The sequence below is a fragment of the Aestuariimicrobium kwangyangense DSM 21549 genome (genome assembly GCF_000421525.1).
Lineage (GTDB): Bacteria > Actinomycetota > Actinomycetes > Propionibacteriales > Propionibacteriaceae > Aestuariimicrobium > Aestuariimicrobium kwangyangense.
On sequence record NZ_ATXE01000004.1, the window covers coordinates 67,691 to 89,283 of the forward strand.

A 21,593-nucleotide genomic window follows, 5' to 3' on the forward strand; every position below is an offset into this window, starting at 1 on the left:
CACTCACTCCTGGTCAGCGGCCGCGCTCCACCGACCCCGGGCGGGGCCGTCAACCGAAGTGGACGCGCAGACCTTGCCGGTCGATCTTCCCAGAAACGGTGCGGGGCAGCGTGTCGACGCGGGCCAGCCGCTTGGGCAGCGCGGGGGCCTGGAGCCCCTCGTCCCGCAGTTGGCCGCGCCACCACCCCAGTGGCTCATCCCCCTCGACGACGAGGCAGACGCTGGCCCCCCACTCGGGATCGGGGGCCGCCACCACGGCAGCGCGGCCCGGCGCGACCCGCTCGACAGCCTGCTGCACCTCGGCGAGGTCGACGTTGACCCCGCCGGAGATGATGACGTCGTCGTAGCGGCCCAGCACCCGCAGCCGGCCCTGGCGCCAGCGTCCCCGGTCCTGGGTGACCACTCGACCGTCGACCAACGTCTCGGCGGTCAGGTCGGGCCGGTTCCGGTAGCCCGAGAAGAGCATCGGCCCGCTGATGGCGATCCGTCCCTCATCGATCTCAGGAGCGTCGCCACTGCCGAGCACACCGGGGAACTCGTGCAGCCCCAGCAGGTGGATGCCCACCCCGGGCAGCGGTGAGCCGTCGTAGACGCAGCCTCCGGCGGTCTCGCTCATGCCGTAGGTGGTCACGGCCTTGATGCCCATGCCGCGGGCGCGTGCCAACAGGCCTGCCTCGACCGCCGAACCGCCCACCAGCACCATCCGACACGAAGCCATGCTGCGCACCACCTCGAACACCCCCTCGTCGGCGAGCGCGACGGCGCGGTGCAGTTGGGTGGCGACCACCGACAGGGCCGCGGGCCGTCCCGCCACCACCTCGGCCAGGCCCGACAACGACGCGTCGACCTCCGTGAACCGATGACCGGCGATCCTCGCCCTGACCAGCGTCATCAGTCCGGCGACGTACTGCAGCGGAAGGGCGCACACCCAGTCGGCCGGGCCGACGACCTGTTGGGTGGCCAGGCCACCCGCCCGGAGAGCGGATCCGGGAAGACAGACACCCTTGGGAGCCCCGGTCGAACCCGAGGTCGTGACGATGACTCCACCGCCGGCGCTCGTCTCGGGACGATCGGGGGCGAGCCAGTCGAGCCGCGCAGTTGCCCCACCGTGGTGACCGGGGTCGAGCGGGACCAGCCATTCCTCCTCGTCGAGGGCGCGATCGATCAGCCGTGGCAACTCTTCGGGCCGGCACACCCGGATCGTCCCGGTCATGCTGGTCCAATCATGCTGGTCCAATCATGCTGGGCAGCCTAGTCCCGGCGAGTTGGGGGGATATGGTTAGCCCACGTAAACATTGCTCCTCACGCCTGCGTCGCGCACCCCGCCGCCGCTGGTCGTGGGACGTACCCCCGGGACCTCGGCCGTGCTTCCTGCCACCTCCACCATCGCCCACGACCTACGCGCCGCCTGCATGCGCATCACCCGACGCGTGCGGCTGCAGGCGACCCGCATCCCCCCGCACTGGTTCACCGTGTTGGCCGCCCTCGACCGGGGGGTGAAGACGGCGACGGAACTCGCCGAGCGGGAGCACGTGTCGGCCCCGAGCATGAGCCGCACCCTGAAGGAACTCGAGGACCGCGGTCTCGTCTCACGCACCACCGACCCGGACGACCGCCGCTCACGCATCCTCACCCTCACCGAGGCCGGCCTGCGTGAACTCCACGACGGCCGCCGCAGCCGGGACCACTGGATGGTCGAACGCGTGCGCAGCTGCACCCCGCAGGAGCAGAAAGTCCTGTACGAAGCCACCCTCATCCTCAACCGCCTTCTGGAGGACGACAGTCGATGAGCGTCACGTTCGCGAGCCTGTCCAACCGCAACTACAAGCGCTACTTCATCGGTCTCACCACCTCCAACATCGGCCAGTGGATGGCCCGCACCGCCCAGGCCTGGCTGGTGCTGGTGACCCTCACCGGCGGCAACGCCAGCATGTTGGGTTGGCTGACCACGCTCAGCTTCGCGCCGACCCTGTTGCTGGCGCCCATCGCAGGGTCGATCGCCGACCGGGTCAGCAAGCGGACGATCATGAACGCGGCCGCCTCGATGATGGCCATCGACGCGATCGCGCTGTCGACACTGGTGCTGACTGGGCACGTGCAGTTGTGGCACGTGTTCCTGTTGGCCGGTCTGGACGGCACCGCTGCGGCGTTCGACGGGCCGGCCCGGCAGGCCTTCGTCAGTGAGGTGGTGCCGTTGTCGATGCTGCCGAACGCGATCAGCCTCAACTCGGCGAGCTTCAACGGTGCCCGCCTGCTGGGCCCCGGTATCGCCGGGGTGCTGATCGCCGCCATCGACACCGGCCCGGTGCTCGCCCTCAACGTGCTCAGCTTCGCCGCTCTGATCGTGTCGTTGTCGAGCCTCAACCGGGCCGAACTCCACCCCGCTCGCGCCAAGGGCAAGGGGGGACTGATCGAGGGGGTGCGCTATGTCCGCGAACGCGCTGACCTCAAGGTGTTGTTGTTCATCGCGTTCATGTTCGGCACCTTCGGCTTCAACGGTGCGATCTCCAATGCGGTGATGGCAACCGAGGCGTTCGGCAAGGGCCCCAGCGAGTACGGCATGTTGGGCTCCTGGATGGGACTCGGCGCCCTGACTGGCGCCCTGGCCTCGGCCCGTCGCCCGCGGCCCCGACTGCGCTACGTGCTCGAGGCGATGGCCGGGTTCGCCATCGTGATGTGCATCTCGGCGATCGCTCCCAACTACTGGTCGTTCGCGGCCCTGCTGGTGGGGGTCGGTTTCACCTCGATCACCTGCATCATCACGGCCAACTCGCTGGTGCAGATGAGCACGGAGCCCGCCATGCGCGGACGGGTGATGAGCCTGTGGGGTGCCGTGATCCTGGGCGGTGTGCCGTTCGTCAGCCCGGTGATCGGCTGGATCGGGGACACCTTCGGCCCCCGCTGGACGGTGGCGGTGCAGGGCATCCCGATCGGGATCACGTTCGTGCTGGTGACCATGTGGATCATGCGCACCGACCAGTTGTCGGTGGTGGTCGACCGCAACAAGCGGGCCCCGTGGCTCCGGTTGGTGCGCGGCCAGGTCACCGAGGACGTTCAACTCGGACGGTGACCGCGGGCGTTGGCCGGAGACCGTGATCCGCGGATGTGTGGCAAGAATGGACCCATGGCGATCCTGATCGACACCCCCCGCTGGCCGGCCCACGGCACGGTCTTCGGGCACCTCGTCAGCGATCACTCCCTGACGGCACTGCACCGCTTCGCCCGCGCCAACGCCCTCGACATCCGGGCCTTCGACCACGACCACTTCGACGTCGCCGAGCACCACTTCGACCGGTTGGTCGACGCAGGGGCCCAGCACATCTCCTCCCGCGAACTCGTCGCGCGGCTCTCCGGGTCGGGACTGCGGGTCCGTCGTCCCGACAAGTTGCCACCGGCTGGCAGCCTGGTCGAACCGTTGAGGTACCAGTGGACGAACCTGGTGCCCTCCGATCCGGCCCTCGGTGATCGGCTGGTCGACGCCTGGTCGGCACCGGGCCGCCACTACCACGACCCCCGCCACCTGTGGATGATGCTGGCGGCGCTCGACGAACTGGGGGCCGCCACCCCCGAACTGCAGCTGGCCACCTGGTTCCACGACGCCATCTACGACGGCATCCCGGTGCAGGACGAGGAGGCCAGCGCCGCCTGGGCCGAGCATGCCCTGGCCGGATTGGTGCCCACCAGCACGGTCGCCGAGGTGGCCAGACTCGTCCGACTGACGATCACCCACGCACCAAGCCGGCACGACGAGGCGGGTCAGGCGCTCAGCGATGCCGACCTGTCGACCCTGGCTGGACCCGAGGGACGGTACTGGATGTACGCCCGGGCCATCCGGATGGAGTACGCCCACGTCGACGACGCCGCCTTCCGCCGCGGACGTGCCCAGGTGCTGCAGGGATTCCTCGAGTCCGAACGCATCTTCCACACCGACCGGGGACTCGAACTGTGGGAGGCCCAGGCGCGGTCGAACCTGACCGGGGAACTCGACTTCCTGCTGCACGACTGACCACACCCTCACCCGCCCACCACAGAACTGCCACAACCTGAACGCCCACCACCCAGGAGCAACCCGTGCCCATGAATGTCTGCCGCGTCGTCGGCCACCGAGGCGATCCGGAGTCGGCTCGCGAGAACACCCTCGATGCCTTCGCCGCGGCGATCGAGGCGGGGGTGGACGTGATCGAACTCGACGTGCGCACCACGTCCGACGGGGTCAGCATCGTGCTCCACGACCCCACGACCTTGCGACTGTGGGGTCGGGCCAGGCCAGTCGGCGAGCAGACGCTGGCCGAGATCCGGGAACTGGGCGTCGGACCCATTCGCATCCCCACCCTGGCCGAGACCATCGACCTGGTGGCGGCCACGTCACCACGCCCCGGTTTCGGACGACCCACGGTGCTGGTCGACACCGTCGATGCCGATGACGCCGAGGTCGCCTGGCGGGTGCTGCGTGACCACCCGCACACGGTGAAGGAGACGGAGCCGGGGAACGGCACGACGGGGCAGACCACGGCGGGGCGGGGCACGGTGGCCATCGAGTGGTGTGGTGACGCGCAGGCCATGCGGCGGATCCGAGAACTCGACCCATCGGCCACGCTCGCGCACAACCACTTGGGAGGGGCGCTCGACCATGACCTGCTGCGACGACAGCGCCCGGACACCGTCAACGTCGAGTGGACCCTGCTCACCCGCGACCTCGTCACCGAGATCCACCAGCTCGGTCTGCGCTGCGCCACGTGGACGGTCGACTCCGCCGAGGAGATGACCTGGCTGCTGGCGCTGGGCGTCGACCAGATCACCACGAACCGCCCGCGGGTGTTGCGAAGCCTGGTGCCGGTCAACACCGGCGAGAACCTGATGGTGGCCGGTTCAAGCCCCCTGGCGCTGGCCTGGGCCGACGCCGATGCGCTCGCCGGGGCTTCCGGGCTCACCGTCGAGGTGGCCCGCTGGGTGTGCGTGGCCAGACAGATCGCCGAGTGGACCATCGCCCACACCCGCACGGCCACCCTGGGCCGGATCACCACCAAGAAGCACGCCGCAGACATCGTGACTGCCGTCGACGTCGCCGTCGAGGAGCGTGTGCGCGCCATCATCGCCGCCGAGTTCCCCGACCACCTGGTCGTCGGCGAGGAGCTGGGCGGGCAGACCCAACCCGGTCGTCCGACCTGGTACCTCGACCCGGTCGACGGCACCACCAACCTCGCCAACCACCTGCCCTGGACCTCGATGAGCCTGGCCCTCGCGGTGGACGACCAACCCGTCGTCGCCGTCGTGGCCCAGCCGTGGTCGGGTGAGATCTTCCTGGCGGTGCGGGGACTCGGTGCCGTGCGCAACGGTGAGCCCCTGCAGATCGGGGCGGTGCGGCAGCTGGCCGGGACGGCGCTGCTCACCGAACTGGCCGGCCACGAGTTCTGGCCCGGCATGCAACCCTTCCTGGCCAGTCTGGCCGACGAGCACGTCACCACCAGGGTGATGGGTTCGGGCACGCTGACGATGACCCGCATCGCCAGCCAGTCAGGCATCGGTGGGTTGGTGCACGAGTTCCACGCCATCGACCATCTGGCAGGGGTGCTGATCGCCTCCGAGGCAGGAGCCCGCATCGTCAACTCCGACGGTGGCGACTCACTGTTCCCCTCTCACGGAGGCATGCTGGTGGCCGCTCCGGGTGCCGCCGAGAAGCTGTGGCCCCTGTGGGAGAGGGCCCTCGCCGAGGCCTCGGACGACGGGCCCATCGGCGGCTGAGGGTTCCTTCACTTCCCCACCCGTCGGGGTGGGCTCGGTGCCAGACTGAGGCCATGAAGAAGCTCATCAACGACGCCGGCGCCGTCGTCCGCGATTCCCTGCTCGGAGTGGAGGCCGCACATGCTGACCGTGTGCGTGTCGACCATGAGCACCGGGTCATCCTGCGCCGCGAACCCACCCGCCAGGGCAAGGTGGCCGTCATCTCGGGCGGAGGCTCCGGCCACGAACCCCTGCACGGGGGTTTCGTCGGTATCGGCATGCTCGATGCCGCCGTCTGCGGTGAGGTCTTCACCTCACCGACACCCGACCAGATCATGGCCGCCACCACGGCCGTCGACGCCGGTGCGGGGGTGCTGCACGTCGTCAAGAACTACACCGGCGACATCATGAACTTCGAGATGGCCGCCGAACTGGCCGATGCCGAATCGGGGGTGCGGGTGGCGGCTGTCGTCGTCGACGACGACGTCGCCGTGCAGGACTCCCTCTACACCGCCGGTCGCCGCGGTGTCGGTCTGACGGTGCTGCTCGAGAAGATCGTCGGAGCCGCCGCCGAGGAGGGACGCGACCTCGACTCCTGCCTGAAGGTCGCCCAGCAGGTCGTGGCCACCGGCCGGTCGATGGGCATGGCCCTGACCAGCTGCACGGTTCCGGCGGCTGGCAAGCCCACCTTCGACCTCGGCGAGGGCGAGATGGAGCTCGGCATCGGCATCCACGGCGAACCGGGCCGCGAGCGACTCCCGCTGGGCAGCGCCAAGGAGGTGGCCGCGCAACTGGTCGAGCCGATCCTGGCCGACCTCGACTTCGCCGGCGACGCCATCGTGATGGTCAACGCCATGGGTGGCACCCCACTGATCGAGCTCTACATCGTCTACGCCGAGGTGAAGGCGCTGCTCGAGAGCCGAGGCGTCACCATCGTCCGCAACCTCGTCGGGAACTACATCACCTCGCTGGAGATGGCAGGCTGTTCCGTGACCGTGCTGAAGGCGGACGACGATCTGCTGAAGCTGTGGGACGCACCGGTGAACACGCCGGGACTTCGTTGGGGAGCCTGAATGACTGACACCGCCGCCGTGGCCACCTGGTTGGCCGATTTCGCTGCTCTGGTGCACGAGAACGCCAACCTTCTGACCGACCTCGACCGCCAGATCGGCGATGCCGATCACGGGTCGAACATGGAACGGGGCATGACGGCGGTGGCCGCCCTGGATCCGGGCCAGTACCCCGAACCGGCGGCGCTGTTGAAGGCCGCCGGCATGACCTTGGTCAGCACGGTGGGTGGGGCGTCCGGACCGTTGTTCGGCACCTTCTTCCTGAGGCTGGCGACGGCGGCCACGGGGCCTGACATGTCCCCGGCCGAGTTCGCGGCGGGTCTCGAGGCAGGGCTGGCCGGGGTGGTCGCCCGTGGCAAGGCCTCAGAGGGCGACAAGACCATGATCGACTCTCTCGCACCGGCCGTCCGGGCTTGCCAGGAGGCGATAGCCGGGGGCGACTCCTTGGCGGACGCGCTGCACAAGGCAGCCGAGGCCGCCGCAGCCGGCCGCGACGCGACCGTGCCGCTGATCGCCCGCAAGGGCCGGGCCAGCTATCTGGGCGAGCGCTCCCGGGGGGTGCAGGATCCCGGTGCGACCAGTGTGGCGCTGTTGATCGAGAGCGCCGCCCGCACGCTGCACTGAGCCCGGTGCTGGGGGTTTTGGGCATGGGGGTGTTGGGCATGGGGGATGGGTTCGAGGTGAACCGATGATCGGGGTGGTGGTCGTCTCGCACAGCACCGCCGTGGCCGAGGCCGCTGCCTCGCTCGCCCGCGAGATGGTGCCCGCCGACTCGGGGGTACGCCTTGAACGTGCCGCGGGTACCGCGGACGGCGGGTTCGGCACCGACGCCGTGGCCATCGCCGACGCCATCCAGCGGGCAGACTCGGGTGAGGGCGTGCTCGTGCTGATGGATCTCGGATCCGCGGTGCTGTCGGCCGAGATGGCCTGTGAGTTCCTCGACCCCGACCAGTCAGCACGAGTGAGGCTCTCCCCCGCCCCACTGGTGGAGGGCCTGCTGGTGGCGGCCGTCAGTGCGGCCTCGGGAGCCAGTCTCGACGAGGTCGCCGATGAGGCGCTGTCGGCCCTGTCGGCCAAGCGTGACCACCTGGGCGCAGTCGATGACGACCAAGGGCAGCCAGCTCCCTCCCCCGGCCCCACCACCGCGGCAGCCGGTGATCCGGTGACCGCGGAGTTCGAGATCACCATGCAGCATGGGCTCCACGCCCGACCCGTCGCCCAGTTGGTCAGCGCACTGCGCGCCTTCGATGCCGAGGTGGTGCTGTCGAATGCCACCACCGGACGAGGTCCGGTACCCGCGACCTCGGTCACCAAGGTGGCCACGCTGGGTGTCGCCCACGGCCAGCACCTGGCCGCGGCAGCCGTCGGCCCGCAGGCGCAGCAGGCGATCGACCGCCTGGCCGAACTCGTGTCCGACCAGTTCGGCGAGCGCGAGCCCGACACCTCGGCGGCCAGCGCCGGGATGGCGTCGGGTGGAACCCCCGGAGGTGGCCCTGCCGGGAGCCACCTCACCGGGCGGCAGGTCGTCGTCGGCCCGGCCGTGGTGGTCTCCGACGACCTCGACCTCTCGACCCACACGCCGTCGACCGACGAGCCCGCCAGGGCTGACCGGGTGCTCACGGACCTCGTCGCCGACCTGCAGGCCCGATCCCAGCGCTCACACGGCGACATCTTCGCCGCACAACTGGCCCTGCTCGACGAGTTGGCGACCTCGGTACGAGACCGCGTCGCCGCCGGTTCCGGGGTCGTGGAGGCGGTCGACACCGTCTTCGGGCAGGTGGCCGCCGAATTCGACCAACTCGCCGACCCCCACCTGCGCGATCGCGCGCAGGACCTTCGCTCCCTGCGCCGCCAACTGCTCGAAGCCCTGCTGCGCCCCTCGGACGACAGCCCCGTGACCGAGGGCGAGCACGTGCTGGTGGTGCAGGAACTCGACGCCCTCACCGCCTCCTCGCTCGACGCGTCCCTCACCCTCGCCGTGCTGACCCGTGCCGGTGGGGCGACCGGGCACGGGGCCCTGGTGGCCGGTTCGCGGGGCATACCCGTGGTGACCGGCCAGGCTGAGTTGTCGGTCGTGACCGGGGACCTCGTCGCTGTCGACCCCGTCGAACAGCGGGTGTGGGTCAACCCGTCACCAGCCGAGTTGGACGACCTGCGGCGCCGCGGCGCCGAGCGGACCCAGGCCGAGGTCGAGGCCCGCCAGCACGGCCACGAGGAGGCCATGACCCGCCAGGGCGCCCTGATCGTGGTGAAGGCCAACATCTCCAACCTGACCGATGCGCAGGTCGCATCCGACCAAGGTGCGGACGGATCAGGTCTGGTGCGCACCGAACTGCTGTTCGGGGACCGCGCAACGGCGCCCTCGGCTGAGGAACAGGCGGAGGTGTTCATCGCCGTGGGCCGGGCCCTGGGCGGTCGTCCGATCACCGTGCGCACCTGGGACGCCGGCGCTGACAAGCCGCTGCGCTTCATCGACCAGGTCGCCGAACTGAACCCCTTCCTCGGCGAACGCGGCGTGCGGACGATGAGGCGGGTGCCCGAGGTCTTCGACGAGCAGTTGCGGGCGGTCGTGCTCGCCAACCGCCAGACCCCGGTGAAGGTGATGCTGCCGATGGTCACCACCACCGACGAGGTGCTGTGGGCGCGGCGGCGACTCGAGGCAGTGTGTCGGGAACTCCACTCCGATCCCGTGCCGCTCGGCATGATGGTCGAGGTGCCAGCCGCAGCCATCCGCGCCGGCGACTTCGTCGACCTGGTCGACTTCGCGAGCATCGGCACCAACGACCTCACCCAGTACACGGCCGCCGTCGACCGGGGCAACGCCTCGGTCCAACGGCTCGCCCGGGACTCGTCCGAAGCGGTCTTCGACCTGATCACCATGACCTGCCTGGGACTGATGGGCCTGCCGGTCAGTGTCTGCGGTGACCTCGCCAGTGACCTCGACGCGGTACCGCGACTGATCCGCGCAGGGGTGACCGAGTTGAGCGTGCGCCCCTCGATGGTGGCGCTGGTCAAGCAGTCCGTGCGGGAGGCCTGACCAGTCCCACGGCGGCGACCGAGCCCCCTTGCGCGTGAACCTGTCCCCTGCATCGGGAGCGTGACTAGGTTGGGGCCATGACCGAGCCACCCAGTGACTTCGACCCGCTCGACGCCATCGAGGAAGCAGCCATCATCGAGGAGATCGACGGCGACGAGGACGTGCCCCGCAGCGACGGCGACCGGGACACCGCACCCCATGAGTCGGAGGGGCTGGAGGAGCCCGTGCTGACCGCCGACGGTCAGGTGGTGCCCGTCGCCCCCGACACGCCCGCCTCCTGAACCGGCGGCACGACGCTCAGGGGGGTGCGCATCTGGCGCAGCGCGCGTCACCCGCTCACTAGGCTGCCGTCATGGCGAACACCAAGGCAGTGATCATGGCGCGCGGGCTCGGCTCGCGCATGCGCAAGCAGGCCGACGGGGTCGCGCTCACCGAGCAGCAACAGGCCGCCGCCGATTCCGGCGTGAAGGCGATGATCTCGGTCGGACGCCCCTTCCTCGACCATGTCATCTCGGCCCTGGCCGATGCCGGTTTCACCGATATCTGCTTGGTGATCGGGCCCGAGCACCAGGTGATCCGCGACCACTACGACAGCGTCGAGAAGACCCGCGTGACGATCAGCTACGCCGTGCAGGAGGAGCCGCTCGGTACCGCCAACGCCTACCTCGCCGCCGCGGACTTCGCGGGTGACGACCGGGTGCTGCTGGTGAACTCCGACAACTACTACCCCGCCGAGGCGGTGGCGCTGCTCAACGGGCTGACCACCTCCGGGCTGCTGGGATTCGACTCCCGCGCCATGATCGAGCAGTCGAACATCCCTGCCGACCGGGTCGCCGCCTTCGCCCTGGTCACCGCGGACGACCAGGGACACCTGACCTCGCTGATCGAGAAGCCCTCCCCCGACCAGGTGGCCGCTGCCGGTGAGTCGCCGCTGGTGTCGATGAACTGCTGGCTGCTCGGGCCCGCCGTGCTCGAGGCCGCCCGCCACGTGCCGCTGTCGGCGCGCGGCGAGTACGAGATCGTGGACGCCGTGCGGGCAGCCATCGAGTCCGGTGAGACCGTCACCCTGGTGCCCGTGCGGGCCGGGGTGCTCGACATGTCGAACCGCGGCGACATCGCCTCGGTCGTCGAGGCCCTCGCAGATCGTCCGTGCACCCTGTGAGCGCCCAGACCGGCCGACGGGTCGACGCCGTCGTGCGGTGGTTCGTGCCCGGGCGCATCGAGGTGTTGGGCAAGCACACCGACTACGCCGGCGGCCGCTCGCTGCTGGCCGCCGTCGACCGGGGTGTGACCGTCGAGGCGAGGTTCGCGTCGGGCGACGAGTTCATCGGACGAACCGACGCCACCCCGGGCGAGGTGGTGCTGATGCGTACCGGTGAGGCACCCCGCTCGGGCCATGGAGCATCCCTGCCCGAGGGCCACTGGGGCCACTACCTGGCCACTGTCGTCGACCGTCTCGGCTCCAATTTCGGTGCCCTGCCCCCGGCCGAGATCGAGGTCAGCTCGGACCTTCCACTGGCCAGTGGCATGTCGTCGTCATCGGCCCTCATCACCGCGATCGCCTTGGCGCTGGTCGACCTCAACTCGATCACCGACCACCCGGCGTGGCGTGAGAACATCGCCACCCGTATCGACCTGGCCGGCTACGTGGCCTGCATCGAGAACGGCATGTCTTTCGGCAGCCTGGCGGGACATCGGGGGGTCGGAACCTTCGGTGGATCCGAGGACCACACCGGCATGCTCTGCGGCGTCACCGGCCACCTCGGTCAGTTCTCGTTCTGCCCCATCCGGGAGGAGGCCCAGATCCCCTTCCCCGACGACCTGTCGTTCGTCGTGGCCGTCTCGGGGGTGGCCGCCGAGAAGACCGGTGCCGCCCGTGACCTCTACAACCGGGCCTCACTGTCGACCCTCGAGATCGTCGACCGCTGGAACGCCCAGACCGGGCGCTCCGACGTGGTGCTCGCCGACGCCGTCGCCTCCTCACCCGATGCTCCCGACCGGCTACGGGCCCTGGTGGCCGGCGACGACCGTCTTGCGAAGCGGTTGCACCAATTCCTCGAGGAGTCCGACCGCATCGTCCCCGCCGCTGCGGCGGCCTTGGCGGCAGGTGACCTCGTCGGGTTCGGACGACTCGTCGACCAGTCGCAGCGGTTGACCACCACCGACCTGGGCAACCAGGTGGACGAGACCGTCGCCCTGGCCCGGTTGGCACGCGAGCGCGGCGCGCTGGCTGCCTCGGCCTTCGGGGCAGGCTTCGGTGGTTCGGTGTGGGCGCTTGTCCCCACGGTCGACGCCGAGGAGTTCGCCGCCGGCTGGCTGGCCGAGTACCGCGCGCAGTTCCCGGACGCCGGTGCCCGCGCGACCACGTTGGTCACCCGCCCGGGTGACCCGGCTCGGCCCGTCGCCATCGGCTGAGCACGGCTGCCTGCAAGGTCGGTCTCAGATGTCCATGTCCTCATAGGATCGAGGATCCTCGATCGGCTCCAGGTGCATCGTGATCCTCAGTTCGGGCATCAGCTTCAGCAGTTCCTCGGTGACGTCCTCGACGGCGTCGTGACCCTGCTGCACGCTCCAGTCGCCGGGCACCAACATGTGCACCGCCATGAACTGTCGCCGCCCTGACTCGCGGGTGCGCAGGGCGTGGAAGATGATCTCCTCGGAGCTGAAGCGGTCGAGCAGCGCCACGATGGCCTCGTTGTCGTCCTTCGACAGCGAGGCGTCCATCAGGCCAGCGGTCGACTCGGCGATCAGGCGCCACCCGGTCACCAGGATGTTGATGCCCACCGCGAAGGCGACGATGGCATCCAGCCGCGTCCAGTGAGTGATCACGACGAGCCCGACACCGACGATGACGCCGACCGAGGTCCACACGTCGGTCAGCAGGTGGTGGCCGTCGGCCCGAAGGGTGACCGAGCGGTGGTTGCGTCCGGCCCGGATCAGCACCCACGCCACCAGCCCGTTGATCACCGAGGCCAGCGCCGAGACGGCCAGACCGACGCCGATGTTCTCCAGGGGCTGCGGTGAGAAGAAGCGGGTGATGGCCGAGTACATGATCACCGCCGCGGCGACGAAGATCATGATCCCCTCGACCGCAGCCGAGAAGTACTCAGCCTTCGAGTGGCCGTACTGGAAGGACTTGCTGGGCGGACGAATGGCCACCTTGAGCGCGACCAGGGCGACGATGGCCGCCACCAGGTTGACGATCGACTCGGCCGCGTCCGAGAGCAGACCGACCGATCCGGTCATCAACCAGGCACCGGTCTTGAGGGCGATCGTGACGATCGCAGCCGCGATCGAGAGCCAGGCGAACCGACTCAGGTCTTCGGGAGCGGCGCGGTGGTGGATGGAGTCGACAGGCGTGGTCACGTCAGCATTCTCCCAGAACTCGCGGGCCGGGACCCTCGCGGGGGTCGCCGACGAGAGACCCACCTGCGGCAGACCACTCCCCCACCCCTCAGCCGAGGGCGAACAGATTTCGTTTGCATCCTGCAAACACCCGGCGCAAACTAATTGCGGGGTGCAATCAACGCTCCTGAGCGGCACTGGCCGCTCCGATCCATGATCCGCTCGAAGGAACCGCCGTGCCCACGCCTCCCGCCCGCACCTTGGGTGACCACTTGATGCGACTCGTCAAGCTGATCCAGGCCGGCAAGCACCTGATGCAGGTGCCCCACCCCGACGTGGATCCCTTCCACTACCCCATCCTGTTCCGGGTCTGGGCCGAACCCCAGAGACTCAGCGACCTGGCCCAGGCCCTGCACGCCGACGTCTCGACCACCAGCCGACAGGTCAGCCACCTCACCCAACTGGGGCTGATCGAGAAGGTGCCCGACCCGCAGGACCGCCGCGCGGCCCAACTGGGCATCACCGAGCAGGGCAAGGCCTTCGTCCTCGCCCTCCGCGCCTCCCGCAACCAGCAGTTGGACGAGGTGATGGCTGGCTGGTCCGCGGAGGACCGGGACCAGTTCACCCACCTGCTCGCCCGCTTCCTCGACGACCTCGAGGTCGGGCTGCAGCGGCTCCGCGAAGCCAAGTCCTCGGTTCCAGCATCGTCCCAGCCCACCACCGACCAGCAGGAGTGCTGACATGACCTCCCACGCCACCGCCGAATCGGCACCAGCCAGCGCCCAGGCCGACGCCGGCCTCACCCACGCGCAGATCGTCACCATCCTGATCGGCCTGATGACCGGCATGTTCCTGGCCGCGCTCGACCAGACCATCGTCGCCACGGCCATCCGCACGATCGCCGACGATCTGGACGGTCTGAGCCAGCAGGCTTGGGCCACCACCGCCTACCTGATCACCTCGACCATCGTCACGCCCTTGTACGGCAAGCTGTCGGACATCTACGGGCGCAAGCGCTTCTTCCTCTCCGCCATCACCATCTTCGTCTTCGGGTCGGCGCTGTGCTCGCTGGCGGGGTCGATGTACCAGTTGGCGGTCTTCCGCGCCGTCCAGGGACTCGGCGCCGGAGGCCTGTTCTCCTTGGCGCTGGCGATCCTCGGTGACATCGTCCCCCCGCGGGAGCGCGCCCGCTATCAGGGCTTCTTCCTCGCCGTCTTCGGCACCTCGTCGGTGCTGGGCCCGGTGGTCGGTGGGTTCCTGGCTGGCCAGTCATCCATCCTCGGGGTCTCGGGCTGGCGCTGGGTCTTCCTGGTGAACGTGCCTCTCGGACTGATTGCCTTCCTCGTGGTGGCACGAACCCTGCACCTGCGTCATCGACGCCTCGACCACCGCATCGACTGGTGGGGTGCTGCGGCGCTCTCCGTCGCCGCGGTCCCGCTGCTGCTGGTGGCCGAGCAGGGCCGCACGTGGGGCTGGGGTTCATTGGACTCGATCCTCTGCTACGCCGTCGGCCTGGTCGGAATCGTCTCGTTCGCCCTCATCGAGAGGCGCATGGGCGACGAGGCTCTGTTGCCCTTTCACCTGTTCCGCAACCGCACGATCGGCATCTCGTCCATCATCTCGGTGGTGATCGGCATCGGCATGTTCGGTGGTCTGGCCATGCTGCCGCTGTACCTCCAGATCGTCCGCGGCGCCTCCCCCACCAAGGCCGGCCTGCTGATGCTGCCGCTCACCTTGGGCATCATGACCGGTTCGGTGTTGGCTGGACAGCTGATCAGCAAGTTCGGACGCTACCGCCGCTTCATCCGCATGGGCGGGTTGCTGCTGACCGTGGGGCTGGTGCTCTTCAGCTTCCTGCGCTACGACACGGCCATGTGGAAGGTGATGCTTCCCATGATCGTGTTCGGGCTGGGGCTGGGCTTCATGATGCAGCCCCTGATGCTGGCGGTGCAGAACTCCGCCGACCGCAAGGACATGGGAGTGGCCACCTCGTCGGCCACGTTCACCCGCCAGATCGGAGGCACCCTGGGTACCGCGGTCTTCCTGTCGATCCTCTTCTCGGTGGTGCCGACCAAGTTGGCAGAGGCATTCACCAGATGGGTGCCCACGGCCGAGTTCCAGGCGGCCGTCAAGGATCCCCAGGTGATGCAGAACCCGGTCAACCAGGCCTTCGTCAAGGCGCTGCAGTCCGGCGACCGGGGCGGGCTCAACCCGTTGAGCGACAGTTCGTTCATCCAGCACTTGGACCCGCGTCTGGCCAGGCCCTTCCTCGAGGGCTTCTCGAACTCGATGAACCTCGTCTTCCTGGTGGGTGCCTGCGTCATGTTCGTGGGTTGGTTGGTGACCTTCCTGCTCCCCCACGTCGAGCTCCAGGGTGGGGAGCGCCCCGCGGCCGAGTGACGAGGCTGGGGCCATCGGTGACAACAACCTGCCCCCCGGGGGAAGGATGACCGCGAATGGCGGCTCCCCTCCCACGGGGGGCAGTCGCATGTCACCTAGGCTGAGGCCATGTCGCGGTTCTCGTGGAGTGGACTGCCCACCTTGCCGTGGTCGCACGGCGCCAACCCCGTCGAGGGCCTCGTCCTCTCGGGAGGGGGCTCCAAGGTGAGCTTCCAGCTGGGTGCCCTGCGTTACCTCTACGAGGTGGTGGGGATCCGGCCGAGTGTGGTGGTGGGCACGTCCTCCGGTTCGATCCTGTCTGCCATGATCGGACAGAGCACCGACCCAGAGGAGCAGGCCGCCGGAGTCAGGCAGCTGGAGGGGCTCTTGTACGAACTGCGCCGTCAGTCAGACATGTTCACCGAGCGGCCTTGGTTCACCACCCTGCAGGCGCGGGGCCAGGAGTGGGTCGCGCTGCTCTCCACCGAGCGTCCGATGCCGTCCGCGCCCAAGCTGGGAGCGACCAGGAAGCGCGCCACGGACGACGATCCCCCGCTCGCGGATGAGGAACAGCTGTCCGGCCAGGCGGAGACCCTCCGGATCGCGATGGCCGAGAACACCCCCGAGACCAGCGGCTGGTCGCCCTCGGTGGTGATGCAACTGATGTCGAGCCTGCCGCGGTTACGGGGGGCGCCTTCGGATCTCGGCACCATCCTGCGGGGAGCTGAGGCGACCCGCTCGATGTACCGTCCAGGTCCCCTGCTCGAGCGGTTGTTGGACGAGCAGACGTACCGCTCCGACAAGGTCGCCTCGTCGGGCATGACGGTGCGGATCTCGACCGTCTGTCTGGAGTCGGGCGAGCTGCGATTCATGCGTCAGGACGGGCGGCTCGTCGATCGCGACGACGAAGTGGTCGGCCACGAGGTGCACGACTTCTCCCGCGGGGTACTGGCCTCCTGCTCGATCCCGGCGGTGTTCGCCCCGGTGGAGTTGGAGGGCGAGTACTACGTCGACGGGGGTGTCCGGGAGAACATCCCCGCCGAAATGGCAGCCAAGCTGGGGGTGGATCGCTGCTGGGTGGTCAGCTCGGCCGCGGTCGACAACCCTCCCAAGCACAGCTTCGCCGTCTCCTCGATCGCCCTGATCGCCTCGCGTGCCACCGAGATCATGGCGGACGAGATCGAGCGCGACGAAATCGCCTATGCCCGCTCGGCGGGCATGCGGGTGATCGAACCGGAGGTTCCGGTGCACCAGCCGTTGCAGGTCGACCCGGGGCTGATCCGGATCAACCGGGACTACGGCTGGATGCGTGCCGCCGAGGCGCATCTCGACGTGCCGCTGGCTCAGCGGAACACCCACCGCAGGCTGATCGAGTTGAGGTGCGAGGCGCACCGACTTGAGGCGGAGCACTTCGTCAGGAGGCGGGGCGAGCGTTCAAGGCCGACCGAGGACCAGTTGCGCGCCCTGACCGCGGTGAAGCTCGAGATCGCCGACGCCATCGGTCACGCACGACACGAGGCCCTTCCCGAGGGCCACGAGCGGTGGGCCAGCGAGTGGGAGCAGCATCCCTCCCAGCCGACGCGGCGTCCACCGTGGTTGAGTGCGGCGGGCCGCAGGAGCTGAGCGGCGGTGGGCTGCCACGCCCGAGGCGCGTGGCCCGCGACGTCCCTGGCTCATCTTGCGCGGGCGGGGTCAGTGGGGGTCGGTGACCCATTCCGGCTTCCGGATCGCCCCAGCGGCAGGTTGCGGGGGCTCAGTGCCATCGAGCAGCCGGATCGGTGCACCCTCGCGCAATGACCAGCCGTGCGTGCCCGCTAGGATTGGCGGGCCCCTATAGCTCAGTTGGCAGAGCAGTGGACTTTTAATCCATGGGTCGCGGGTTCGATCCCCGCTGGGGGCACCAGCTCGCCCCTAGGGTGGTCGAGTGCCGTCCTACCGCGTCAGTGTCGACATCCTGGCGACGAGGCCGGGCGTGGCGCACGAGAGCGTGCTCCCCGCGGCGGAGGCAACGGTTTCCCGCACTCACCGGGTGGAGGACCGCAGCATCCAGGTCATCGGCGGGCAGCCCCAGATCCACCTGAGATTCGGCGTGGCCGCCTCGAACGACCGGTCCGAGGACGAGGACGCCGAGGCCGTCGTGCGAGCCGTCGTCACCGAACTCGACCGGGTCGCCCACTGCGGACGATGGACCCTCAGGCGCGGACGGGGCGGCCGCTGGTTCCCGGTTCGCGCGGGATGGGCTCCCCTGTGATGCCTGCCGTTCAGGAGGCCTCGGGCTTGGCCTTCGCCCGGCTCGCTCGCTTGGGACGTTGCGCGGTCTGATCGGCCGGCTCACCAGCCGTCGCCTTCGCGACCGTGGCTTTCGGGGCCGCAGCCTTCGCGACCGCAGCCTTCGTAGCCGTGGTTTTCGCTGGGGCCTTGGCGGCGCGCCTCTGGCGCAGGCGCACCTGTCGTCCGCTGCCATGGGTGCGGGTGTCGAGATAGGGCTGTTCGTCGACCAGGGAGCTGAGCTTGGCATGCCCGAAGTCGCGGGGGTCGAAGTCGGCATGGGCGCGGCTCAGGTGCTGGCCCACCTGGCTCAACTTGGCCCACCCGTCGTCCCCCGAGGTGGCGTTGATCGCCTTGGTGAGCACGCTCTGCAGGTTGATGGTCGGCCCCTCGGGCGCAGCGTCCGCACCGGACGAGCCGCGGTCGGCCGACTCCGGGGAAGTGGGCGCGACAGCCGTGGTCGCCGAGGCAGTTGCTGCTGCGCGGTCGGTTGCGACGGAGTCCTGCTCGGTGTCGGCCTCGGCCTGCCGCTCCTGCTCCTGCAGCACCTCGAGGAAGATGAACTGGTCGACGGCCCGGCGCAGCGACTCGGGTGTCTTGCGGCGTCCGAGCCCGAACACCCGCTTGCCTGACTCGCGCAGGCGGGTGGCCAACCGGGTGAAGTCCGAATCGGACGAGACGATGGCGAAGGCCTCGACGTTGCCCTGCCACAGCAGGTCCATCGCGTCGATGATCAGGGCGGAGTCGGTGCTGTTCTTGCCCACCGTGTTCGCGAACTGCTGCACCGGCTGGATGGCGTTGCGCAGCAGTTCCTGCTTCCAGCCGGTGAGCTGGCTTGTCGTCCAGTCGCCGTAGGCGCGCTTGACGGTCGGCACCCCATAGGTGGCCAGCTCCTCGAGCACGGCCGCTATGTGCTTGGAGGAGACGTTGTCGCAGTCGATCAGAACGGCGATCCGGGTCGAGCTGCTGGTGTCGGTGTCCACAGGTTCACCCTAGTGGGGCTTCCGAGCCCGGGGCCCAGCACCCCACAGCTCGACCTCCCTGCTCAGATCGCCGCCAACGAGGCGTCCTGGGTGAGACCGGCCAAGAGCTCGACCCCCACGGGCTCCTCGACCTGCATGGGGACGACCGCCATCCGCGGCGCGACCTCCTGCACGGCGGCCAGTTGCTCAAGTTCCCGCCGAGCGCGCCGCACCAGGAACGGGTCGGAGGGACGAGCGGCAGCCAGCGAGGCGTTCACCACCCAGGCCCAGGGTGTGATCTCGGCTCGGGCGAGATCGTCCACCAGCCCTTTCGCCTCGAGCACCGGCGTCGTCTCGGCCAAGGTGACGACGATGATCTTGGTGTAGTCCGGGTTCTGCAGTCGCATCAGCGGGGTGGTCACCCGCGCCAGTTGTGCCTGGTCGAGGTGACGGGTGATGTCCCGGTGGTACGAACCCGTCGCGTCCATCAGCAGGAGGGTGTGACCGGTGGGCGCCGTGTCCATGATCACGAACTGGTCGCGGGCCCGGTTCACGGCACGACTGAACTGCTGGAAGACGGCTATCTCCTCCGTGCACGGACTCATCAGGTCCTCGGCCAACGCAGCTCGGCCGGCCTCGTCCAGCGCTGCCCCCTTGGTGCGCATGACGTGCTCGCGATAGTCCGACGTGGCTTGGTGCGGGTCGATGGAGGTCACCTCGAGGCCGGGTAGTCCGCCACCCAGCGCCTCCGAAAGGTGGGCAGCCGGGTCGGTCGTGGTCAGCAGCACCCGCTTTCCGCGGGCGATGAGCGCGACGGCCAGGGCGGCCGCGATGGTGGTCTTGCCCACGCCGCCCTTGCCCATGGTCATCACCAGACCGCGGTCCTCGGTGGCGAGGTCGTCGACGAGTTCGGCCAGGGACGGCAGCATCAGGTCAGGCAGGAGTGGGGCATCCGGGGCAGGCGCAGTGTCGTGTTCGGCCAACAGAAGGTCGAGCGCGGGGAGGCCGACCATGTTCTCGACCTTCAGTCCGATCCGGTCGCACTCCAGCTCGGCCAGGCACGCGGGCAGCTCGGCCAGCGCCGACGCCTCTCGCTCCTGGATCGCATGGCGCAGAAGGTCGTCCGAGTCCCCGGGCGGCATCACCCCGTTGACCACGAGATGACTGGGCCGGATGCCGAGCTCGCTGAGTTCGTCCACGGTTCGGGCCACCTCGTCGAGCGTGGAGCCTTGCGCCCGCGCGACCAGGACGATCCGCGTGGCCTCGCGGTCGGTGAGCCGCTCGACAGCGGCGCGATACGTGGTCCTGCTCTTCTCGAGACCGGCCATGGGCCCCAGGCAGGACGCGTCCCCCAAGCCGTCGTCGAGGTAGCTCGTCCAACTCCCCGGCAACTGCAGCAGGCGGATCGTGTGGCCGGTGGGAGCCGTGTCGAAGATGACGTGGTCGTAGGCGGCGGTGGACGACGGGTCGGCCAGCAGGTCGGTGAACTCGTTGAAGGAGGCGATCTCGGTGGTGCACGACCCCGACAACTGCTCGGTGATCGCCTCGATCTCGCGGGCGGGAAGGATCAGGCGCACCGGGGCGATGATCTTCTCCCGATAGGCGCGCGCGGCCTCGTCGGGGTCGATCTCGATGGCGTCGAGCCCGGGCACGGACTCGATGGGCGTGATCGCATCCCCGATCCGGGTCTTCAACACCTGACCCACGTTGCTGGCCGGGTCGGTGCTGACCAGCAGTACCCGCTTGCCGGAACGCGCGAGGTGGAGGGCGGTGGCGCAGGCCACGCTGGTCTTGCCCACTCCACCCTTGCCCGTGAAGAAGAAGTGGCGCGGCGGGTTCTCGAGGAAGTGCATGATGCGTACCGGCCGATTCAGCAGCAGGCGTTGGTGGTGGAGGACCCGGCGGTGGACGACCCGGCGGTGGACGAGTCCGATGAACTGCAGCACGAACTGCCCGACGAAGCGGACGACCCCCCGCAGCATCCCGACGACGCCATCGGAAGAGGGTTGGCAGTGGCGGGAACGGGGTCCAACCCGGCGAAGCGCAGCAGTTCCTCGCGACTGGGGTGGCGTCCCGTCAGCACGGTCACATCGTCGACCAAGGTGAGGGGCAGGCCGGCGGAACCGGCGGCGTGGAGGAAGCTCACCACCACGGGATTCTCGGCGAACAGGGCCGGGTCGCTGGCAAGGTTCGCTCGTTGGATGTCGACACCTTGGGTTTTGACCGCATCGAGGTCAGCGGTGAAAGTCACCAAGGACTGGTCGACATCCGGTCCGCAGACCCCGGTGTTGCAGCACAGGGCGGGTTCGAAGACGCGAATGGTGGGCATGGGGACCTCCGGACGTATTGACGAGTGTCGATGCATCGATCCTCGTCCTCATATCGACGAGTGTCAATACGTCGGGGTAGGGTGATCCCATGAACTTCCGCACAGAGACCCTCCCGGTGGTCGAACTGTGCGCACCGGCTGCGGAGACGATCGACGTGCCCGAGGCCGAGGCGCTGGCAGTGGTGGCCAAGGCGCTGGCCGACCCGGTCCGGCTGAGGATCTTCCACCACATCGCGGCCAGCAGGTGTTCCAGTGTGTGCGCCTGTCACCTGCCCGAGGTGTTCGGGGTCGGACAGCCGACCTTGTCCCACCACCTGAAGAAGCTGGTGGAGGCTGGCCTGGTGAACCGTGAGATGCGGGGACGATGGGCCCACTTCACGCCGCGCCCCGAAGGGCTGGAGGCGCTGCGAACCTTCTTGGGGGCGATGGGCTGAGGGCGCCCGAAAACCTCCCCGTGGAGGGATCGGGCGCCCTTGTGCTCC

The 21,593-nt window shown here is 69.1% G+C and carries 20 protein-coding genes and 1 tRNA gene; 16 read left to right on the top strand and 5 right to left on the bottom strand.

Annotated features, from left to right (window positions below; translation table 11 throughout):
• Nucleotides 1-49: 49 nt before the first annotated feature.
• Nucleotides 50-1,213, bottom strand: coding sequence for an AMP-binding protein (locus H507_RS0112310; protein ID WP_022911002.1), 1,164 nt, complete (start codon nt 1,211-1,213; stop codon nt 50-52).
• 151 nt (nt 1,214-1,364) lie between these two features.
• On the opposite strand from H507_RS0112310, the gene H507_RS0112315 reads away from it, so the two are divergent.
• The 10 genes from H507_RS0112315 to H507_RS0112360 all read left to right on the top strand — a co-directional run bounded on the left by H507_RS0112315 (nt 1,365) and on the right by H507_RS0112360 (nt 12,243).
• On the top strand, nt 1,365-1,790 hold the full coding sequence (locus tag H507_RS0112315; RefSeq protein WP_022911003.1) for a MarR family winged helix-turn-helix transcriptional regulator: 426 nt from the start codon (nt 1,365-1,367) through the stop codon (nt 1,788-1,790).
• Nucleotides 1,787-3,070 (top strand): MFS transporter, encoded by a 1,284-nt coding sequence (locus H507_RS0112320; RefSeq protein WP_022911004.1) that lies wholly within the window; start codon nt 1,787-1,789, stop codon nt 3,068-3,070. Before H507_RS0112315 ends, H507_RS0112320 begins: the two co-directional genes overlap by 4 nt.
• Before the next feature lie 54 nt (nt 3,071-3,124).
• Nucleotides 3,125-4,006 (top strand): DUF4031 domain-containing protein, encoded by an 882-nt coding sequence (locus H507_RS18320; protein ID WP_022911005.1) that lies wholly within the window; start codon nt 3,125-3,127, stop codon nt 4,004-4,006.
• Between the two features lie 71 nt (nt 4,007-4,077).
• Nucleotides 4,078-5,742 carry an inositol monophosphatase family protein gene (locus H507_RS17470; RefSeq protein ID WP_022911006.1) on the top strand — a complete coding sequence of 555 codons (1,665 nt, stop codon included), beginning with the start codon at nt 4,078-4,080 and terminating at the stop codon, nt 5,740-5,742.
• Between the two features lie 53 nt (nt 5,743-5,795).
• Nucleotides 5,796-6,794 (top strand): dihydroxyacetone kinase subunit DhaK, encoded by a 999-nt coding sequence (gene dhaK, locus H507_RS0112335; RefSeq protein ID WP_022911007.1) that lies wholly within the window; start codon nt 5,796-5,798, stop codon nt 6,792-6,794.
• Complete coding sequence (gene dhaL / locus H507_RS0112340) at nt 6,795-7,415, top strand: dihydroxyacetone kinase subunit DhaL (protein WP_022911008.1); 621 nt, start codon at nt 6,795-6,797, stop codon at nt 7,413-7,415.
• Nucleotides 7,416-7,479: 64 nt separating this feature from the next.
• On the top strand, nt 7,480-9,828 hold the full coding sequence (gene dhaM / locus H507_RS16695; protein WP_022911009.1) for a dihydroxyacetone kinase phosphoryl donor subunit DhaM: 2,349 nt from the start codon (nt 7,480-7,482) through the stop codon (nt 9,826-9,828).
• 77 nt (nt 9,829-9,905) lie between these two features.
• A complete protein-coding gene (locus tag H507_RS0112350) occupies nt 9,906-10,109 on the top strand; it encodes a hypothetical protein (protein WP_022911010.1) in 204 nt (67 codons plus the stop codon).
• Between the two features lie 71 nt (nt 10,110-10,180).
• On the top strand, nt 10,181-10,990 hold the full coding sequence (locus H507_RS0112355; RefSeq protein ID WP_022911011.1) for a nucleotidyltransferase family protein: 810 nt from the start codon (nt 10,181-10,183) through the stop codon (nt 10,988-10,990).
• Nucleotides 10,987-12,243: a galactokinase family protein gene (locus H507_RS0112360; protein WP_022911012.1), complete on the top strand. Its 1,257-nt coding sequence runs from the start codon at nt 10,987-10,989 to the stop codon at nt 12,241-12,243. Before H507_RS0112355 ends, H507_RS0112360 begins: the two co-directional genes overlap by 4 nt.
• 24 nt (nt 12,244-12,267) lie before the next feature.
• Here the strand turns inward: H507_RS0112360 and H507_RS0112365 are convergent, their stop codons facing one another.
• The gene (locus H507_RS0112365) at nt 12,268-13,194 is read right to left on the bottom strand and encodes a cation diffusion facilitator family transporter (protein ID WP_040438582.1); all 927 of its coding nucleotides are present in this window, start codon (nt 13,192-13,194) and stop codon (nt 12,268-12,270) included.
• Nucleotides 13,195-13,409: 215 nt separating this feature from the next.
• Between H507_RS0112365 and H507_RS16700 the strand changes: the two genes are divergently transcribed.
• The 5 genes from H507_RS16700 to H507_RS0112390 all read left to right on the top strand — a co-directional run bounded on the left by H507_RS16700 (nt 13,410) and on the right by H507_RS0112390 (nt 17,803).
• Nucleotides 13,410-13,913 carry a MarR family winged helix-turn-helix transcriptional regulator gene (locus tag H507_RS16700; protein WP_022911014.1) on the top strand — a complete coding sequence of 168 codons (504 nt, stop codon included), beginning with the start codon at nt 13,410-13,412 and terminating at the stop codon, nt 13,911-13,913.
• A 1-nt stretch (nt 13,914) separates the two neighbouring features.
• Complete coding sequence (locus tag H507_RS16705; protein WP_022911015.1) at nt 13,915-15,573, top strand: MDR family MFS transporter; 1,659 nt, start codon at nt 13,915-13,917, stop codon at nt 15,571-15,573.
• A gap of 108 nt (nt 15,574-15,681) precedes the next feature.
• Nucleotides 15,682-17,175: a patatin-like phospholipase family protein gene (locus tag H507_RS16710; protein WP_022911016.1), complete on the top strand. Its 1,494-nt coding sequence runs from the start codon at nt 15,682-15,684 to the stop codon at nt 17,173-17,175.
• Between the two features lie 204 nt (nt 17,176-17,379).
• Nucleotides 17,380-17,455, top strand: a tRNA-Lys gene (locus H507_RS0112385).
• 21 nt (nt 17,456-17,476) lie between these two features.
• Nucleotides 17,477-17,803: a hypothetical protein gene (locus H507_RS0112390; protein WP_022911017.1), complete on the top strand. Its 327-nt coding sequence runs from the start codon at nt 17,477-17,479 to the stop codon at nt 17,801-17,803.
• A 10-nt stretch (nt 17,804-17,813) separates the two neighbouring features.
• Here H507_RS0112390 and H507_RS16715 read toward each other — a convergent pair whose 3' ends face one another.
• The 3 genes from H507_RS16715 to arsD all read right to left on the bottom strand — a co-directional run bounded on the left by H507_RS16715 (nt 17,814) and on the right by arsD (nt 21,111).
• Complete coding sequence (locus H507_RS16715; RefSeq protein ID WP_022911018.1) at nt 17,814-18,803, bottom strand: NYN domain-containing protein; 990 nt, start codon at nt 18,801-18,803, stop codon at nt 17,814-17,816.
• Between the two features lie 62 nt (nt 18,804-18,865).
• Complete coding sequence (arsA, locus tag H507_RS0112400) at nt 18,866-20,635, bottom strand: arsenical pump-driving ATPase (protein WP_157438999.1); 1,770 nt, start codon at nt 20,633-20,635, stop codon at nt 18,866-18,868.
• 17 nt (nt 20,636-20,652) lie between these two features.
• Complete coding sequence (gene arsD / locus H507_RS16720; protein WP_022911020.1) at nt 20,653-21,111, bottom strand: arsenite efflux transporter metallochaperone ArsD; 459 nt, start codon at nt 21,109-21,111, stop codon at nt 20,653-20,655.
• Between the two features lie 89 nt (nt 21,112-21,200).
• Here arsD and H507_RS0112410 point away from each other — a divergent pair, with 89 nt between their 5' ends.
• Entirely contained in the window at nt 21,201-21,545 is a 345-nt protein-coding gene (locus H507_RS0112410; protein ID WP_022911021.1) for an ArsR/SmtB family transcription factor, read from the top strand.
• Nucleotides 21,546-21,593 lie beyond the last annotated feature (48 nt).

Coding starts and splice junctions, on each gene's coding strand:
- H507_RS0112310 (WP_022911002.1), bottom strand. CDS start 1,213: ATGACCGGGACGATCCGGGTGTGCCGGCCCGAAGAGTTGCCACGGCTG.
- H507_RS0112320 (WP_022911004.1), top strand. CDS start 1,787: ATGAGCGTCACGTTCGCGAGCCTGTCCAACCGCAACTACAAGCGCTAC.
- H507_RS18320 (WP_022911005.1), top strand. CDS start 3,125: ATGGCGATCCTGATCGACACCCCCCGCTGGCCGGCCCACGGCACGGTC.
- H507_RS17470 (WP_022911006.1), top strand. CDS start 4,078: ATGAATGTCTGCCGCGTCGTCGGCCACCGAGGCGATCCGGAGTCGGCT.
- dhaK (WP_022911007.1), top strand. CDS start 5,796: ATGAAGAAGCTCATCAACGACGCCGGCGCCGTCGTCCGCGATTCCCTG.
- dhaL (WP_022911008.1), top strand. CDS start 6,795: ATGACTGACACCGCCGCCGTGGCCACCTGGTTGGCCGATTTCGCTGCT.
- dhaM (WP_022911009.1), top strand. CDS start 7,480: ATGATCGGGGTGGTGGTCGTCTCGCACAGCACCGCCGTGGCCGAGGCC.
- H507_RS0112350 (WP_022911010.1), top strand. CDS start 9,906: ATGACCGAGCCACCCAGTGACTTCGACCCGCTCGACGCCATCGAGGAA.
- H507_RS0112355 (WP_022911011.1), top strand. CDS start 10,181: ATGGCGAACACCAAGGCAGTGATCATGGCGCGCGGGCTCGGCTCGCGC.
- H507_RS16705 (WP_022911015.1), top strand. CDS start 13,915: ATGACCTCCCACGCCACCGCCGAATCGGCACCAGCCAGCGCCCAGGCC.
- H507_RS16710 (WP_022911016.1), top strand. CDS start 15,682: ATGTCGCGGTTCTCGTGGAGTGGACTGCCCACCTTGCCGTGGTCGCAC.
- arsA (WP_157438999.1), bottom strand. CDS start 20,635: ATGCACTTCCTCGAGAACCCGCCGCGCCACTTCTTCTTCACGGGCAAG.
- arsD (WP_022911020.1), bottom strand. CDS start 21,111: ATGCCCACCATTCGCGTCTTCGAACCCGCCCTGTGCTGCAACACCGGG.
- H507_RS0112410 (WP_022911021.1), top strand. CDS start 21,201: ATGAACTTCCGCACAGAGACCCTCCCGGTGGTCGAACTGTGCGCACCG.